The sequence below is a fragment of the Azospirillum lipoferum genome (genome assembly GCF_024170005.1).
GTDB lineage: Bacteria > Pseudomonadota > Alphaproteobacteria > Azospirillales > Azospirillaceae > Azospirillum > Azospirillum lipoferum.
This window is the reverse complement of the sequence record NZ_JALJXJ010000010.1, coordinates 1-16,099: the sequence shown is the minus strand read 5'-3', so window position 1 is coordinate 16,099 and position 16,099 is coordinate 1. Positions and strand designations below refer to the sequence as shown.

Sequence of the window (16,099 nt, the reverse complement as noted above, 5' to 3'; positions counted from 1 at the left end):
CTTCATGACCATCACCTTCGAATCCCTGCAAGCCTTCCTGCACCGCGAAGCGCGCCTGCTCGACGAGAAGCAGTGGGACGAATGGCTCGGCCTCTACGCCGCCGATGCCGTGTTCTGGATGCCGGCCTGGGACGATGACGGCGCCCTGACCACCGATCCGCAGCGGGAAATCTCGCTGATCTACTACGGCAACCGTGGTGGCCTGGAGGATCGCATCTTCCGCATCAAGACCGAACGGTCGAGCGCCACCAGCCTGCCGGAGCCGCGCACCTCCCACAACATCAGCAACCTCGAAGTGCTGGAGCAGGCCAATGGCCTGTGCAGGCTCCGCTTCAACTGGTTCACGCTGAGCTTCCGCTACAAGACGACCGACAGCTATTTCGGCACGTCCTTCTACACGCTGGATGTTTCGGGCGAGACGCCGCTGATCAAGGAGAAGACGGTGGTTCTGAAGAACGACTACATCCACCACGTCATCGACATCTATCACATCTGATCGGCCACATCCGATCGGGTACCACCGGCTCCGATCAGCCAGGACCGCAGAAGACCGGCCCGGCATGCCCGATCATGCCCGCCGGGCCGGGGAGATCATTCATGAGCTTTCAAATCGCGCTGACCTTCGAGGACGGGCCAACCCGTTTCATCGAAGCTCATCCCGGCGAAACGGTTGCGGACGCCGCCTACCGCCAGGGCATCAACATTCCGCTGGATTGCCGCGACGGCGCCTGCGGCACCTGCAAGAGCTTCTGCGAGGCCGGACGCTACGACGGCGGCTCCTACATCGAGGATGCGCTGACCGACGCGGAGGCGGCGGAGGGCTATTGCCTGACCTGCCAGATGCGTCCGGCATCGGACCTGACGCTGCGCATCGCCGCGTCGTCGGATCTGTGCAAGACGAAGGCGATGACCGTCGCCGCCGAGGTGGCGGCGGTCGAACGCCTGTCCGACAGCGCCCTCTCCCTTGCGCTGAGGCTGGACGGGAACGCCCGGCTGTCCTTTCTTCCCGGCCAGTACGTCAATATCGAGGTCCCCGGCAGCGGGCAGACGCGCTCCTATTCCTTCAGCTCGCCGCCGGGGGCGGAGGTGGCGACCTTCCTGATCCGCAATGTTCCGGGCGGGCTGATGAGCGGCTATCTGACCGACCGGGCCAAGCCGGGCGACCGGCTGACCCTGGGCGGCCCCTTCGGCAGCTTCTATCTGCGCGACCTGCGGCGGCCGGTGCTGATGCTGGCCGGCGGGACCGGGCTGGCGCCCTTCCTGTCGATGCTGGGCCGCATCGCGGCGATGGAGGGCGGCAGCCCGCAGCCGGTCCATCTCGTCTACGGCGTCACGCTGGACCGCGATCTGGTGGAGGTGGAGGCTCTGCGAAGCCTTGCGGACCGCTGCCCCGGCTTCACCTTCGCCACCTGCGTGGCCGATCCGGACAGCCGCCATCCGCTGACCGGCTATGTCACCCACCATCTCCGGCCGGAGCATCTGAACGGCGGCGACGTGGACGTCTATCTCTGCGGCCCTCCGCCGATGGTAGAGGCGGTGCGCGGCCATTTCCGCGACCAGGGGATCGCCCCGGCCAGCTTCCATTACGAGAAGTTCAGCGCCAGCGAGGGGAACGGCCGATGACCGGGCATGGACGGTTCGAGGATCGGGTGATGATCGTGACCGGCGCCGCCCAGGGCATCGGGCGGGCGGTGGCCGCAAGGGCGGCCGGCGAGGGTGCCAGGCTGTTGCTGGTCGACCGCTCCGATCTGGTTCACGGGGTGGCGGAGGAACTGGCGGATCGGGGGGCGTCGGCGTTGTCGCTCACCGCCGATCTGGAAAGCTATGCCGGCGCCCGGGCGATGGTCGATGCCGCGATGGAGGCGTTCGGGCGCATCGACATCTCGGTCCACAATGTCGGCGGCACCATCTGGATGAAGCCCTTCTGGGAGTACCGGGAGGAGGAGATGGTGAAGGAGATCGGCCGGTCGCTCTGGCCGACCCTGTGGTCCTGCCGCGCGGTCATCCCCGTCATGATCGCGCAGGGGCGCGGCAGCATCGTCAATGTCGGCAGCAACGCCACCCGCGGGATCTACCGCGTCCCCTACTCCGCCGCGAAGGGCGGCGTGCATGCGATGACCGCCTGCATGGCGATGGAACTGGCCGACAAGGGCGTGCGGGTCAACGCCGTCTCCCCCGGCGCGGTCGACAACGGCGAGCGGGCGATCCCGCGCAACCCGGCGCCGATGAGCGCCCAGGAGACGGTCTGGCAGCGTGAGACCTACGGGCAGGTGATGCACGACACGCCGATGGGACGGATGGGCACCCAGGACGAGATCGCCGCCGCCATCTGCTTCTTCGCCTCGGAGGAGGCCTCCTACATCACCGGCCAGACCTGCTTCGTCGCCGGCGGCAGCATCGGCTGACCGCCAAAAATCCGGCATCGAAAATCCGGGAGACTGCCGCCCCGTCGGTCAGGGCGGCAGGCGAACCCGGCCAAACCGCGCAACGTCGCGGCCATTTCCGTCCATCAGGTCACCAGGGAGGAACGCCCGTGTCATCGACACAAAAGGTCATCGACGTCCAGGACTTCATCAATTCCCATCGGGTCTCCGGCTTTCAGAGCATGCTGATCGCTCTCTGCTTCCTGATCGTCGCCATCGACGGCTTCGACACCGCGGCCATCGGCTTCATCGCCCCGGCGCTCCGCGCCGAATGGCAGTTGGCTCCGGCCCAGCTGGCGCCGCTGTTCGGCGCCGGCCTGTTCGGGCTGATGATCGGCGCCTTCATCTTCGGGCCGCTGGCCGACATGATCGGGCGCAAGCGCGCCCTGGTTCTCACCGTCCTGTTCTTCGGGCTGACCAGCCTGGCATCGGCCTGGACGACCAACGTCACCGAGCTGACCGTGCTGCGCTTCCTGACCGGCATGGGGCTGGGCGGCGCGATGCCGAACGCCATCACCCTGACTTCGGAGTTCTGTCCGGACAAGCGCCGATCCTTCCTGACCACCTTGATGTTCTGCGGCTTCACGCTCGGCTCGGCACTGGGTGGGCTGGCGGCGGCACAACTCGTGGCCGGCTATGGCTGGTCGTCGGTGCTGCTGCTGGGAGGACTGGCGCCGCTGCTGCTGGTGCCGGTGCTGTTGCTGGCCCTACCGGAATCGGTGCGCTTCCTCGTCCTGCGCCACGCCCCGGCGGAGCGGGTGGCCGCCATCCTGGCCCGGATCGCGCCGGAGGCCGACCTTGCCGGCGCGCGTTTCATCGGCGTCCACCGGCCGGCCGGCTCCCCGGTCGGGCAACTGTTCCAACCCGGTCTGGTCGCCGGCACGCTGCTGCTGTGGTCGACCTTCTTCATGAGCCTGCTGGTCTTTTACCTGCTGTCGAGCTGGCTGCCGACGGTGATCAGCAGCGCCGGGATGACCCTGAAGGACGCCTCGCTGATGACGATGATGCTTCAATTGGGCGGCACGGTCGGAGCGCTGGTGATCGGCGCCCTGATGGACCGCCTCGATCCGCACAAGGTGCTGGGCGTCGCGTATGCGACCGCCGCGCTGTTCATCGCGCTTATCGGCAGCGCCACCGCCTCCCCCGCTCTGCTCGCCGCCGCGGTGTTTGGTGCGGGCTTCTGCCTGGCCGGTGCGCAGGTCGGTGTGAACGCTCTGGCGGCCGGCTTCTACCCGACGGCGAACCGGGCGACCGGGGTGGCCTGGGCCAATGCGGTGGGGCGTAGCGGATCGGTTCTCGGGTCGATGGTGGGCGGCGCCATCCTGTCCAGCGGCCTCGGCCTGCCGATCGCCTTCGCCATCGTCGGTGTTCCGGTGATCCTGGCCGGGCTGTTCATGGTCCTGAAGGGCAATCTCGCACCGCAACCGACCCATCAGGCCGGTACGGCCGCACCGTCCTTCGCCGCTCCACTGCCGGCCACGACCGGCATCGATTGACAAAGCTGCTGCTTCACGCCGCCATCGGCAGGAGCGCCCCGTCCTTTCACCGGGCGGGGCGTTCCCGTTTCCGATACATCGGGCGAGTCACCGTTTACCAAAAAGGATCCAGCCCCCTGCAAGGAGGGAGGCACTGGAAAAGATCTTCAGGTCGAGACTGCAAGCTGAGCCGCCGCCGAGCAAAGGACACGGCGGACGAGATCGGCCTGCCGGTTGGTTCCCGTCCTGGCCAGCACTTGCTTCATCTGGAAACAGACTGTTCCCAACCCGGCTCCACGGCGTTGCGCATATTCCTCCAACGTCAGCCCGGACACGAAGACGTTGGCCAGACTGGCCTCCGCCACGGTCAGTCCGAACAGAGCGACCAACGCCTCGGCTGGAACCAATCTCACGGAGCGGTCGCCGCTGAGGCTGATCAGAATCAAAGGAACGCCGGTCGCGCTCGACTGATCCAACCTGTCGAAAGGCAGTTGCCAACGATAGTCGTCGATATCGAGCGCCAGAAAGGTCGATCGTGTCCCACGATGTGGTGTAGGATCCGGTGATGTGGTGAAGACGGACCGCGATGCCCTGCTTCAGCAATGACCGGCCGGCTCATGCGGGTCGGCCGAGCTTCGGCCGCATGAGCCGGTCTATTCCAAGAGCCTTGAAAATCAGGCGGTCGAACACGCGATCGGGAAGATGGCGGCCGACACGCCAGATGCTGTCCAACGGATAGCGTGTGCGGGGTTTCGGCGACTCTATGGCGTGAAGAACCGCCCGCGTCACCGGGGATGCCGGCTTGGCGGCGTCCTCCTGCTTCCTTAGAGTCTCGAGCGTTTAATCTGCCGCATATCCTGCGTGCCTGAGGTAGTTCCAGCATTTCTCGGGTGTGTAGAGGTCGCAGATTGAACCGACGGCTTTCCACAGTTCGTCGATGGTGCGGGCGCCGATGCGCCGGAGATGGGCCTTGAGCTTGGCGAAAGCGATCTCGAGGGGATTGAGGTCGGGACTGTAAGGCGGCAGGAAGAGAAACCAAGCGCCACGCTGCTTGAGGGCGGCCTTGGCCTTTTCGCTCTTGTGGCAAGACAGGTTGTCGAGAATGACGACGTCGCCCGGCCGCAAGGTCGGGGCGAGTTGGGTCTCGACATAGGTCTCGAAGAGCATCGGTTCATCGCGCCCTTGATGATCCAGGGGGCGGTCAGGCCATCGCAGCGCAGGGCGGCGATGAAGGTCTGGGTGCCCCAGTGGCCGAAGGGTGCCTTGGCCTTGAACCGTTGGCCGCGCTTGGCCCGCCCGCGCAGCCGGGTCATCTTCGTGGTGGTGGCCGTCTCGTCGAGGAACACCAGCCGATCCGGCTCTTCGTGCATCCGGGGCTGACGGTGGCTGCGCCACGTCCGGCGGTCTTCGGCAACGTCAGCGCGACCGGCCTCGCTTGCCGGTTGTACCACTGGGACGGGCCGCACTCGATATCCTGACCATGCTTCAACGCCAGCCCGGAAATCACTATGTCATCTCTGGCAAAGGGCAAGATGGACAGCTGGTCAACATCGACCGGACCTGGGACAAGATCCGCACCGCAGCCGGTTTACCCGATGTTCGTTTGTATGATCTTCGACATAGCTTCGCCAGCGTCGGAGCCGCCAACGGAAGCAGTCTGCTGGTCATTGGGAAGATTCTTGGACATACCCAGCCAACGACCACCCAGCGTTACGCCCACCTGGCACATGATCCAGTCCTAACCGCAGCTGATCAAATCTCTGCCACCATTGCCGACGCCCTTGACCAATCCAGTTCGCAGCGAAACCGCCAGCGCAAGTTTCGCCTTCGGCCAAATCGCCCCGTGACCCTGGCTGATGCACCGGTATGACTGCATCGATCGCGACCCTTTGGGTGGGATGATCAAGTGAAGGTGTGGCCGCAGGCGCTTGTTCGATTTCAGCGCACAGGCCCGGATCCAGCGGAAGAAGGTTCGTGTGATCGACCGTCTCGCCGCCGTCGATCGCGTGTTTGGCGAGTGCCTGAACGCGACCTTGGATGAGTATTTGAGCGCCTCGCAACAGGCGCTTTCTTCGCCGCCCCCGAACGGTGAGAGGCCGGCGGGGTGCCCCATGCACCCGATCGTCAAACATCCGGCCCGTCACTGGCTTGCGGTGAACACTGCCAATTGGGCGTCGAATGCACGCTTGTAGGCGGGGCGGGCTTCGCCGCGGGCAACATAGGCTGAAAGGTTCGCATGCTCGCCGAGCAGCCCCGAAGCTTTCAGCCTCAGCAGCACCGACACCATCAACAGATCACCCGCGCTGAATGCGCCGTCGAGCCACTCGGCATCGCCGAGGCGATCCGACAGTTGCTGCAGCCGGACGCGAATCCGCCCCTCGACCAGCGGCAACCTCTCCTTGCTCCAGGGCTGGTCGCTTTCCAGAACCTTGGTGGTTACGAGATCGAGAATCGGCGGCTCGACCGTGTTGAGCGCGGCAAACATCCACATGATTGCCCGCGCCCGCGCCTGCGCGTCACCAGGCAACAGGCCCGCATGGCGTTCAGCGATATGGAAGACGATCGCACCCGTCTCGAACAGGGCGAAGTCACCATCCTCGAAGGTTGGAATCTGCCCGAAAGGATGAAGCGCCAGATGCGCGGGTTCCTTCATCGCAGCAAAGGAAACAAGGCGAGCCTCATAGGGTTGGCCCACCTCTTCAAGTGCCCAGCGGACGCGCGTGTCACGCGCCAAGCCCCTGCCGCCGTCAGGTGACCGCTCGAACACGGTGATCGTGACAGTCATTCCAAGGTTCCATTCCCGGCTGGACGTTTCAAGGCGCCGATCCGGCGCGGACGGCCGCCTCAAGCGCAGCGATGTCAATTTTGCGCATCGTCATCATGGCGTCGAAGGCGCGTTTCGCCGCGACGCCGTCGGAACCCGTCGTCAACTCGAGCAGCCGCCTCGGCGTGATCTGCCAGGAGAAACCCCACCGGTCCTTGCACCAACCGCAAGCGCTCTCAGTGCCGCCGTTGGTGACGATTGCATTCCAGTAGCGATCGGTCTCTTCCTGGCTTTCGGTAACGACCATGAAACTGACCGCTTCGTTCGCCGTGAAATTCGGTCCACCGTTCAGGCCCACGAACCGCCGGCCGAGCACCGTGAATTCGACGGTCAATTCGGCGCCTTCGTGCCCACCGGGGAAATTGCCGGGCGCCATGTTCACACGGTCGACATGGCTGTCGGGAAAAGTGGCGGCGTAGAACCTGGCCGCTTCGGCGGCTTGGCCATGGTCGAACCACAGGCAGGTGACGAGATCGGGCATCTCCGGTGCTCCTACTGGCTTGGTTGCTTGCGTGCGGCGATCGGTGTCGCACTACATATTGATTTCGGGTTCGACCAGTTTTGCCAATTTCCGCAGGCTTTCCTGCCAGCCGAGATAGCAGGCCTCCAGCGGGATCGCGTCCGGAACGCCCGCCTGCTCGATCGTCATGTCCGTGCCGACCGACACGGCCTTCAGGGTAACGGTCACTTTCATCTCACCCGGCAGGTTAGGATCATCGAACCTGTCCGTGTAGACGAGCCGCTCGTTGGGGACGAGCTCGAGATATTCGCCCCCGAAGGCGTGGCTGTGGCCGGTGGTGAAATTGCGGAACGACATCCTGTGCGTGCCGCCGACCACGGCATTCAGTTCATGTACGGTGCAAATGAAGCCGTGGGGCGGCAGCCAGCTGGCAATGGCGTCCAGCTCCACGAATGCCCGGTAGACTTTCTCCGGCTTGGCATTAACGACGCGATGCAGGCGGACGGTGTTGGGCATGTCAGTTCACCTTCGTTGCGGGGTTGGATCTCTTGCCGCTGTCCGAGCGGAACAGAAGCGTCAGGTAGCGATGGAGATGGTCGATGCTGTCGGCGGCGATGGACGCACCACCCTTGGCCTTGGCGAGGACGAAGGCGCCCTGGAGAACGGCCTGGGTGTGCAGTGCGAGGCTTTCGGCACTCCAATCGGCATCCACACCATATTTCCGCATGGCTTCGCGGATGTCGGCCTCGAGTGTCCTGGCATGGCCGGCGATACTGCCGGCGCATGCGGCCACGATCTCGGGACGGGTCTCATAGGCTTCCTGGGTGATCATGCCGGCGAAACAGGTGAAATCGGGAAGGTCCCCGGCAAGCAACTCTTTGCGGAACTCCAGGTAAGCGAGCAGCCGGTCCAGCGGGTCCGCGAGATCATGGTAGGGCGCCCGTGCGAACAGGCCGCCGGTCACCGCATCCCAATGGGCGACAGCCGCAAGCATCAGGTCGTCCTTGCTCTTGAAGTGATGGAAGAAGCTTCCCTTGGTGACGCCGGCCTCGGCGCAGAGATCCTCGATCCTTGTTGCCGTATAGCCCTTGGTGCGCACGACCTTCAGCGCCGCGTCGAGAAGTCTGGACTTTGAATCAGGCTGCATGTCGCTTACCCACCCACCATACCCACTGGTTGGTTTGTGTACCGACTGGTTGGTATGGTGTCAAGCGGATAGAGTGTGCCTGCCCATCATCGCTGGAAAATGTTTGCTCAATCCCGACCGCCAGATGTCGGCGGACGCACCCGACGTCCTGGGCTGTCTCTCGCGGCTTTTTGGCCAGGCGCGGCGGATGGATGCCGTGCGCCGCTATGAAATTTCGTGTGTTCAGAGTAAAGCCGGATCAAGCGGGACCGCGTGAACCGGTTGCACTGAAGACCGGAAGCGCAGGGTTCTTCCGGCGCTTCGACAAGCACCAGAAGGACCCTGGCTCCAAGTCCACGATGATCCATCCCTTCGTTCGGCGATCGGCTTCACGCTTCAGATCGAAGCCGGATTCACGCGATGCGCACTAATTGCCGAACCAGTCTCCAAGGGCCGTCAGGAGGCCTTCAGTGCTTCCTTCTCCGACCCATGCCACATGTCCATCCGGTCGGATCAGGAGGGCGGTCGGAGTCCGGACGATGCCGATGACGGGAAGCTCGCACACACCCTCAAATTCCGCATCGACCAGTTTGACGCGCTCCTTCCACGCGTCGATGGCCGGGAAGCCCGTTTTACCGAAATCGAGCAGCACCGGCCGCGCATCATGCAGGAACGCGAAGACCCGCGTCGGCCCCTCGGCGGTGACGATGTCCAGATCCGGCATGCGACGGCCGAGCAGAGGGTGCCCCCCTTCCGGGCCATAGCGGATGTCGAGGCCGGACACCATGGCGGAATACCACCGCCTCGGCTCGTCCATCTGCATCGCTTTTGCCACGAATGCCCGGAGCGCCGTTGTGTGGTCGTCGCCGCGGTTGAGTGCGGTCAGCGCCAGAGTAAGCTCGAGCAGCGCGGCGCCGATCGGGTGCCGCTCCGCATGGTAGGTATCGAGCAGGCTTTCCGGCGAAATGCCCTTCACCACCTGGGCCAGCTTCCATCCGAGGTTCACGGCGTCCTGCAGCCCGACATTCAGCCCCTGCCCGCCAACGGGAGAATGAACGTGCGCGGCATCTCCCGCGAGCAGGACGCGGCCCTTCCGATAGGCTTCCGCCTGCCGCGCCGCATCTGTGAAGCGCGACATCCAGGTGATCCGATGGATGCCCAGGTCCGATCCGTAGGCGGCTGTGAGCGCCGCCCTGAGATCCTCCCCGCCGGGGCTTCCCCCCCGCTCCAGCCGCTGCTCCGTCACTATGCCGCGCACGCGCGGTCCCTCGTCGAGCCGTCCGAGGGCGTACAGGCCCTGCTCCCCGTACCGGATGCCGAGCGGCGGTTGATCCTCCATGTCGGCCTCAAAGATGAGGTAGCTCGCCCGCGCCTCGGTTCCCGGAAAGCGGATGCCCGCCGTCTTGCGGACAAGGCTGCGGCCGCCGTCGCAGCCGACCAGATAGCTGGAGCGGAACCTTCGCCCGTCCGTCAGATGGAGGTCCACGCATTGTTCGCCCTCGGCGAAGGTCGCCATTTCGCACCCGCGATAGGACGGCACCCGCAGTTCGGAGATCCAGTCGGCCAGCCCGCGCTCGATCTTCTCCTGCCAGAGTCCAAGCGTGTAGCTGTGGCGGGTCGCCCGGTCGCCGGCATTGAGGATGATGCCGGCGAGGGCGACCGAATGGTGCTTGGTTCCCTGGGGGAGGAACTTGTCCGTTATGCCGCGCTGATCAAGCAGTTCGATCGCGCGGGGATGAAGGCCGCTCGCGCGCGACCCCTCAAGGTCCTGGTTCTTGCGCCGCTCGACTATCGCGACATCAACTCCCGCGAGCGCCAGTTCGCCGGCCAGCATCAACCCGGTTGGACCGCCTCCGACGATGATCACGTCATGTTGGGTCACCTGCATCGTGCCACCTCATAGATTCGGTCGGTGACCCGTCTTGTAGTGAATGGCGGGGGGCTTGAAGCAAGAGCCTTGCGCAACCTATCTAGGAAATGTGGGAGTTCGGACGTTTTCCATCCTGGGGTCGCGGCGACAGGAACATCATCGGGGCATTTGCGGGCATCCCGATACGAAGCCGAAAGACCTCCATGGGAATGAGTCATATGGTTGCGCCGGCCGACCCGGTCCTCTTGCGCGACGAGCATGAGCATCCGAACGAAGCACGATGAGAAAGCCCGGCGCCGGTGTTGCATGAATTCCATCCGATAGGAGGCGTACCGTGGCAAGCATTGCCTTGTTCCATTCGGTGCTGGGGCTGCGCGAGGTCGAGATGGAGGCTGCGGCACGACTGCGTGACGCTGGACACGAGGTGCTTCTTCCGGATCTGTTTGACGGCACGAAAACCGATGATCTCGACGAGGGATTCGCGATAAAGGCAAAAATCGGTTGGAAGACCATTCGCGAGAGAGCCTGGACTGCGCTTGCGGATTCTCCCGACAGGTTGGTCCTGATGGGCATCTCGATGGGCGCAGGTGTCGTTGCTGAAATGTGGAAGCTCCGGCCGGACGTTCAGGGGGTGCTGTTGCTTCATGGGTTGGCCTCGTTGCCGGCGGGCGTCTGCGCCGGCACGCCGGTGCAACTGCACATCGGCTTAAACGATCCGATCTTCACGGATACAGAACTGCATGCATGGAAGGCAAAAACGGTTGAGGCCAAACTTTCGGCCGATGTTTTCACCTACCAAAACTCGGGGCATTACTTCACAGACATAACTTCGGCGGATTACAGCGAGGAAGCTACAGCTAGGCTTTGGTGTAGGGCTCTTTCTTTTCTTCGTGCCATTTCTCGATGAAGGGAACGGATCGGTTACCCGGCAGCGACGCTGGAGAACCCGGGTCACCGGATCGAAGCACGCGACCGGCTGCGCCCGCTAATCGAGCGGGTGGCGGTGCGCTTCAACGCTGCCGGGACCCACGGCATCGAGATCAAGCCGGAGGGCGATCTTGTGGGCTGCCCAGCCTTGGGCCGGCCCCAAAAACAACGAAGACCGGCGCTGCGGAAATGGCCGGCCTTCGGGAATAGGTGCGTTCAGTAATGGTGGTTGCGGGGGCCACGCAACCAACGATTCTTGCGACTAATTGAAGCCACAATTCCAAACTGGCAGCGTTATCTCTCTTAAAAAATGAGTGGAGTCGCTGTCTCAGAAGAGGGGGTCTCCAACAAACTCGGTACGGTTCACTATCCGGTCGGACGGCTGCATAAACCCGCTATATAAATACACGACCTCAGGAACGTATTCCGGTCAGGCTTCGGGAGGCGGGAGCTCCGAAGGTGCGGCGGAAGTCGTGAGCGAAATGCGCTTGGTCGGCGTAGCCAGCAGTGTGGGCGGCGGTGGTGAAGTTGGCCCCCGACACGATCTCGGCAATGGCAGTGCGCATCCGACTCCAGGCGCGATAGCGTCGAAAGGGAACACCCATTTCTTCGGTGAAGAGATGCTGGAAACGCGACGGCGACAGGCCGACGGCCCGGGCGATGCAGGCGACCGGCATGGGGGCGTCGCCGGGTTCATCGCTGGACGCTTGCAGCGCCTGGAGCGCGCGGGACAGGCGCGGGTCGATGGTGCGGGTGGCCCGTCTTCCGGAGAAGTCCAGCAGATCGCGGAGCGCCTCGCCGGCCCATCGGGTGGCATGGCGGTCCTCGTAAAGGTCGCGCAGCAGCCTCGTTTCCCCGCGGCCTCCGACCAGGGCACCGCCCGTTTCTTCTGCACCGCGCAGGAGCGATGCCAGGATGTCGAAGCCTGCGACGGTCGCCTCGACGTAGAAGACCGCCAGAGGGCTGCCGCCGAGATCGAGTTCGTGCGGCACGCCGGCGGGAATGGCGGCGGTCCGGCAGGTGAGCCACGGCCCGCCCCCGATCCGCAGTCCGAAGGGACCATCAAGGCCCGCCAGATAGACAGGCGCGCCGTGCTGGTGGCTGGCATTGTAGTCCAGTGGCCCCGCGAAGAAGGTCAGCCCGCCGCCGAGATGCCAGAGCGGGCCGGGGGCACCGTCCTCCGCCGCAGCACGTTTGTACAAGCGCCCGGACTCCGCCATCGCTAGACTCCCCGCCGTGGTGGATGGAAATCACAACATGGAAACCGCCGCCGCGACAGACAGAAAGAAAACCATTTGGGAGGATCGAATACCATGTCCGCCCCCATGCCATCGCCACGCGCGGCGATCACTCGCCGACGGCTCCTCTCCACGACTGTCTCTGCGCTCGCCGCCCCCGCCATCATCGGGGGGCTCCCCATGCAAGTCCGGGCCGCCGCCCCGCCGCTCGGCCCCTCGGCGCCTACCCATTACCGTTTCAAGCTCGGAGACTTCGAAGTAACGACGATCCTCGACGCCGGGGCTATGATCGACGGTCCCTGGCCGATCGTCGGCGAGGACCGGCCCAAGGCGGAGGTCGAGCAGCTTATGCGGGACAACCTGCTGCCCGAAACCCGCTTCCAGCCCGGATTTACGCCTACATTGGTGAACACTGGGCGCGAACTGATCCTGTTCGACACCGGCAACGGCGCCGATGGCTTCGTGCCCCGACCCCACGGCGGTTGGCTCGCGCGGACGCTGAAGACGGCGGGCTACGCACCCGAGCAGGTCGATCTCGTGGTCCTGACCCACGGGCATGTAGACCACATCGGCGGGCTTATGGAGGAGGGCCGGCCCCTGTTCCCGAATGCGCGCTACGCCATCGGCGGAACCGAGTATGATTTCTGGGCTTCCAAGGACCGGCTGTCCGCACCACGCGAGGGCAACGAGTTCAAGTCGGCCAGACTGTTCCAGCAGACGGTGGTCCCGCTCGCGGAGCGGACCGGCTTCCTCAAACCCGGCGAGGAAGCCGCTCCCGGCATCCGTGCGGTGGAGGCGTATGGGCACACACCCGGTCATCTCGCCTTCCACATCGAAAGCCGGGGCAACCGGCTTCTGCTCTGGGGCGACTGTGCCCATCATGAGGTTGCGTCGCTGGCGCGGCCTGAATGGCACGCCTTCTTCGACATGGAAAAGGAAAGGGGAGCGGCAACCCGCCGGCGCATCTACGGCATGGCCTCGGCCGACCGGCTTCCAGTCATCGGCTATCACATGACTTTTCCCTCCGTCGGCTTTGTCGAGCGGCAGGAGGCCGGCTACCGCTGGATCCCGGCTTCATATCAGTTGAACCTATGAAGAACCCAGTGGACTGCGCCAGACGGACCTTTATGTATGTAGAGCAGTATGATCCGTCTGGGGCGGTCACATTCCAGGATGTTCGGCGCATGACGTCTACAAACATGCTCTCAGACAAACACCGCATCCTGGTATACTCCGATGTCGGGGAGAGGGGGCATCCGCACCATCAGTTCAGGGGCCGGTCGAAGGATCAGGCCGCGCGAATGCTGGCAAGGAAGCTCTCGACCTCCTGGCGAAGAACCTTGGCCTCGCTCGCCAACGCGCTCGACGCGCCGGTCACCTGAGTTGCCGCGCTGCTGTTTTGGCCGACGGTCTGGTTCATGTCGGCGATGGTGTAGCTGACTTCGGTGGTGCTGTGAGCCGCCTGCTGGACGTTGCGGGCGATCTCGCTGGTGGTGGCGCTTTGCTCCTCCACCGCAGCGGCGATCGCCGAGCTGATTTCGTTGATGCTGGCAATTGTCTTGCCAATCCCGTCGATGGCCAGGCTGGTCCCCTGGGTCGCCTGCTGCACCGCCGCGATCTGCGCCGCAATATCCTCGGTGGCCTTGGCCGTCTGCGTGGCCAGTTGCTTGACCTCGCTGGCGACCACGGCGAAGCCCTTGCCGGCCTCGCCGGCGCGCGCCGCCTCGATGGTCGCGTTCAAAGCCAGCAAGTTGGTCTGGCTGGCGATGTCCTGGATCAGCTTCACGACCTCTCCGATCCGCAACGCCGCCTCCGTAAGGTGAATTACCGTACCGGTGGTCTCTTGGGCCTGCGCCAGCGCCGTCGCGGCGACAGCGTTGGAGCCGGCGACCTGACGACCGATCTCCTGGATCGAGCTGGTCATTTCCTCAGTTGCCGCGGCGATCGTCTGCACCGTCACAGCCGTCTCCTCGGCTGCGGCCGCCGTCGTGGCCGCCTGTCGGCTCGCCTCGTCGGCGACCGCCGTCATGGTGCGCGCCGTGCCGTCGAGTTCGGTCGTGGCGCCGTCCATTGCGACCAGAATGGCGGTGATCGAGTTGTCGAAGCCGGCAACCGCCGCTTCCATCGCACGCGTCCGTTCTTGACGTCGGGCGTGCTCGCTCGCCTGTTCGGCAGCCAGCCGATCGGCTTCCTTGGCGGTCACACGCAACGCCTCGACCGCCGCAGCGATCTCGCCGATTTCATCCGCGCGCCCACGCGCCGGCACCACCACCTCGCGTTCGCCTTGCGCCAGTTTTGACAGCACTGCGGTCATGCCAACCAGCGGGTCGACAATACGCCGGCCTATCAGGATCGCGATGCCGATCACCGTGAGCACGACAAGCGCCAAACCGCCGACAGCGAGCAGCAAGCGGACGAATGCGCTGCCGCGCGCCGCCTCCGCCTGGCTCAGCGCCTCCGCAATAGCGGCATCACGCACCGCGAGCGCGGTTTGCACGCCGCCAACCAAGCGCGACCAAGCGTCCTGAAAGGAAATCTCGTAGTCACCACCCGTCCGTCCCCTGGCGATCAGATCGGCGATGAGCGCGTCGGTAGCGCCGAAGAAGGTCGTTTCGGTACCTTTCAACGCCGTCGCAAGGGCGGGCGCGTCGTCAATCTGCGTGGCGGTGGCCTGGAGGCGCGCCCAAGCATGACGCGTCTCTCCGGCCAGGGCGGCGGCCAGTTCGATTTCGTTGCTGGTCAGCATCCGCTTGGCACCGACAACTGTGGTGAAGATGGCGACGCGGCGCCCGCCAGATTCACGCATGTCCCAGGACAGGCGGGCGATGCCGCCAAGCCGTGCAACGTCGGCGTCGGCGAGCGCCATGCCCTGTTCCAACCCATTGGCGATGCCGTTCAGCTCCGTGACCCGCGCAACCACGCGCTCACCGAATCCCTTTACAAAAGCCTGGTCGCGTTCGGACTTGGGACGAGCAATCGCTGCGTCAACCTCACTGTGGAGTGCCGCCAAGGCCTGTTCAACCGCGCGCAATTTACTGAGCGCTGTCGGTCTGCCGGCATAATCGGCGGCCTGAACAGTGCGGTTGGCCTCCGCCAGCGTTTTGACGATTTCGCGACGGGCGGCATCGATCTTGGCGCGCGACTCGTCACCGGCCGGAGCGTCCGCGAGCAGGGCTCCATTCTGCACACCCCGGCTCAGCACGACCTTTTCGGTGACCCGCAGCACCGCGCCCAACGCCTCGGAGAGGGTTCCGGCGTCAACGGACCGGCGGTAGTTGCCCCACTCTGCGGCCACGAAGGTGATCGACACCACCCCTGCCACCGTCGCCATTGCCAGTACGCAAGAAAGAAATACTGCCCGGATTTTCATAAGACGTTCCTCAAGACAGACTATTTACGACGATTTTCAAATCCAAAGGCGGATTTCTACTGATGATGATGATGAAGCCGAAATATTACTTTCTTGTAAAAGAATTATTATGGAACGCAATCCGACAAAGTCTATCTCCGGGCATGCCCCTCCCTCTCCTGCAGCAAAGGGAGAGGGCGGTGCACGCATTAATTGATTATGACCGCCAGAGCTCGCGCCTCATGAAATGCCAACCGTTGCGCTCAGCAGCCCTTGAAGACCGGCTTGCGCTTCTCGTGGAAGGAGGCGACGCCCTCCTTGAAGTCCTCCGAGCCGCGCAGGCGGCCATAGGCCTGCCCCTCGATCTCGATGGCGCCGTTGACCGAGACGTTGTTGCCGCTGTTCAG

16 protein-coding genes and 1 pseudogene are annotated in these 16,099 nt (G+C 64.3%); 8 read left to right on the top strand and 9 right to left on the bottom strand.

All coding sequences use genetic code 11. The annotated features are described in order from the left end of the window. Positions 1-4: 4 nt before the first annotated feature. The 4 genes from benB (at position 5) to J2848_RS21685 (ending at position 3,919) form a co-directional block, all read left to right on the top strand. The gene (gene benB / locus J2848_RS21700; RefSeq protein ID WP_149232737.1) at positions 5-496 is read left to right on the top strand and encodes a benzoate 1,2-dioxygenase small subunit; all 492 of its coding nucleotides are present in this window, start codon (positions 5-7) and stop codon (positions 494-496) included. A 101-nt stretch (positions 497-597) separates the two neighbouring features. After that, the gene (benC, locus tag J2848_RS21695; RefSeq protein WP_149232738.1) at positions 598-1,623 is read left to right on the top strand and encodes a benzoate 1,2-dioxygenase electron transfer component BenC; all 1,026 of its coding nucleotides are present in this window, start codon (positions 598-600) and stop codon (positions 1,621-1,623) included. Then, positions 1,620-2,405: a 1,6-dihydroxycyclohexa-2,4-diene-1-carboxylate dehydrogenase gene (locus J2848_RS21690; protein WP_149232739.1), complete on the top strand. Its 786-nt coding sequence runs from the start codon at positions 1,620-1,622 to the stop codon at positions 2,403-2,405. Before benC ends, J2848_RS21690 begins: the two co-directional genes overlap by 4 nt. Before the next feature lie 128 nt (positions 2,406-2,533). Next, the gene (locus tag J2848_RS21685) at positions 2,534-3,919 is read left to right on the top strand and encodes an MFS transporter (protein ID WP_149232740.1); all 1,386 of its coding nucleotides are present in this window, start codon (positions 2,534-2,536) and stop codon (positions 3,917-3,919) included. A gap of 146 nt (positions 3,920-4,065) precedes the next feature. Here the strand turns inward: J2848_RS21685 and J2848_RS21680 are convergent, their stop codons facing one another. Both J2848_RS21680 and J2848_RS21675 read right to left on the bottom strand, forming a co-directional pair. Next, positions 4,066-4,311 carry a helix-turn-helix transcriptional regulator gene (locus tag J2848_RS21680; protein ID WP_211103213.1) on the bottom strand — a complete coding sequence of 82 codons (246 nt, stop codon included), beginning with the start codon at positions 4,309-4,311 and terminating at the stop codon, positions 4,066-4,068. Positions 4,312-4,738: 427 nt separating this feature from the next. Further along, a pseudogene (locus J2848_RS21675) lies at positions 4,739-5,337 on the bottom strand (IS630 family transposase); the annotation flags it as partial. Between J2848_RS21675 and J2848_RS21670 the strand changes: the two are divergent. Then, a complete protein-coding gene (locus J2848_RS21670; RefSeq protein WP_281288599.1) occupies positions 5,334-5,768 on the top strand; it encodes a site-specific integrase in 435 nt (144 codons plus the stop codon). The pseudogene J2848_RS21675 and the gene J2848_RS21670 sit on opposite strands and share 4 nt — an antisense overlap. Before the next feature lie 270 nt (positions 5,769-6,038). Here the strand turns inward: J2848_RS21670 and J2848_RS21665 are convergent, their stop codons facing one another. From J2848_RS21665 to J2848_RS21645, 5 genes are all read right to left on the bottom strand, one after another. Next, a complete protein-coding gene (locus J2848_RS21665) occupies positions 6,039-6,683 on the bottom strand; it encodes a glutathione S-transferase family protein (RefSeq protein WP_149232743.1) in 645 nt (214 codons plus the stop codon). Between the two features lie 28 nt (positions 6,684-6,711). Beyond that, the gene (locus J2848_RS21660; protein WP_149232744.1) at positions 6,712-7,203 is read right to left on the bottom strand and encodes a VOC family protein; all 492 of its coding nucleotides are present in this window, start codon (positions 7,201-7,203) and stop codon (positions 6,712-6,714) included. A gap of 51 nt (positions 7,204-7,254) precedes the next feature. Further along, the gene (locus J2848_RS21655; protein WP_149232745.1) at positions 7,255-7,698 is read right to left on the bottom strand and encodes an SRPBCC family protein; all 444 of its coding nucleotides are present in this window, start codon (positions 7,696-7,698) and stop codon (positions 7,255-7,257) included. A 1-nt stretch (position 7,699) separates the two neighbouring features. Next, entirely contained in the window at positions 7,700-8,329 is a 630-nt protein-coding gene (locus tag J2848_RS21650) for a TetR/AcrR family transcriptional regulator (RefSeq protein ID WP_149232746.1), read from the bottom strand. A 406-nt stretch (positions 8,330-8,735) separates the two neighbouring features. After that, positions 8,736-10,196 (bottom strand): FAD-dependent monooxygenase, encoded by a 1,461-nt coding sequence (locus tag J2848_RS21645; protein ID WP_149232747.1) that lies wholly within the window; start codon positions 10,194-10,196, stop codon positions 8,736-8,738. Between the two features lie 316 nt (positions 10,197-10,512). On the opposite strand from J2848_RS21645, the gene J2848_RS21640 reads away from it, so the two are divergent. After that, positions 10,513-11,085: a dienelactone hydrolase family protein gene (locus tag J2848_RS21640; RefSeq protein ID WP_149232748.1), complete on the top strand. Its 573-nt coding sequence runs from the start codon at positions 10,513-10,515 to the stop codon at positions 11,083-11,085. Between the two features lie 433 nt (positions 11,086-11,518). On the opposite strand, the gene J2848_RS21635 is transcribed toward J2848_RS21640, so the two are convergent. Beyond that, positions 11,519-12,307, bottom strand: coding sequence for a helix-turn-helix transcriptional regulator (locus J2848_RS21635; protein ID WP_211103214.1), 789 nt, complete (start codon positions 12,305-12,307; stop codon positions 11,519-11,521). Between the two features lie 216 nt (positions 12,308-12,523). On the opposite strand from J2848_RS21635, the gene J2848_RS21630 reads away from it, so the two are divergent. Continuing rightward, the gene (locus J2848_RS21630; protein ID WP_211103215.1) at positions 12,524-13,438 is read left to right on the top strand and encodes an MBL fold metallo-hydrolase; all 915 of its coding nucleotides are present in this window, start codon (positions 12,524-12,526) and stop codon (positions 13,436-13,438) included. 193 nt (positions 13,439-13,631) lie between these two features. Here the strand turns inward: J2848_RS21630 and J2848_RS21625 are convergent, their stop codons facing one another. Then, a complete protein-coding gene (locus tag J2848_RS21625; protein WP_246193991.1) occupies positions 13,632-15,656 on the bottom strand; it encodes a methyl-accepting chemotaxis protein in 2,025 nt (674 codons plus the stop codon). Here J2848_RS21625 and J2848_RS21620 point away from each other — a divergent pair. Further along, positions 15,643-15,909, top strand: coding sequence for a hypothetical protein (locus tag J2848_RS21620; protein WP_170307097.1), 267 nt, complete (start codon positions 15,643-15,645; stop codon positions 15,907-15,909). The genes J2848_RS21625 and J2848_RS21620 overlap by 14 nt on opposite strands. Positions 15,910-16,099 lie beyond the last annotated feature (190 nt).

What these genes read in the sequence shown, in the direction of transcription:
- benB (WP_149232737.1), top strand. Translation starts at nt 5, where the DNA reads ATGACCATCACCTTCGAATCCCTGCAAGCCTTCCTGCACCGCGAAGCG.
- benC (WP_149232738.1), top strand. Translation starts at nt 598, where the DNA reads ATGAGCTTTCAAATCGCGCTGACCTTCGAGGACGGGCCAACCCGTTTC.
- J2848_RS21690 (WP_149232739.1), top strand. Translation starts at nt 1,620, where the DNA reads ATGACCGGGCATGGACGGTTCGAGGATCGGGTGATGATCGTGACCGGC.
- J2848_RS21665 (WP_149232743.1), bottom strand. Translation starts at nt 6,683, where the DNA reads ATGACTGTCACGATCACCGTGTTCGAGCGGTCACCTGACGGCGGCAGG.
- J2848_RS21660 (WP_149232744.1), bottom strand. Translation starts at nt 7,203, where the DNA reads ATGCCCGATCTCGTCACCTGCCTGTGGTTCGACCATGGCCAAGCCGCC.
- J2848_RS21655 (WP_149232745.1), bottom strand. Translation starts at nt 7,698, where the DNA reads ATGCCCAACACCGTCCGCCTGCATCGCGTCGTTAATGCCAAGCCGGAG.
- J2848_RS21650 (WP_149232746.1), bottom strand. Translation starts at nt 8,329, where the DNA reads ATGCAGCCTGATTCAAAGTCCAGACTTCTCGACGCGGCGCTGAAGGTC.
- J2848_RS21645 (WP_149232747.1), bottom strand. Translation starts at nt 10,196, where the DNA reads ATGCAGGTGACCCAACATGACGTGATCATCGTCGGAGGCGGTCCAACC.
- J2848_RS21630 (WP_211103215.1), top strand. Translation starts at nt 12,524, where the DNA reads ATGCAAGTCCGGGCCGCCGCCCCGCCGCTCGGCCCCTCGGCGCCTACC.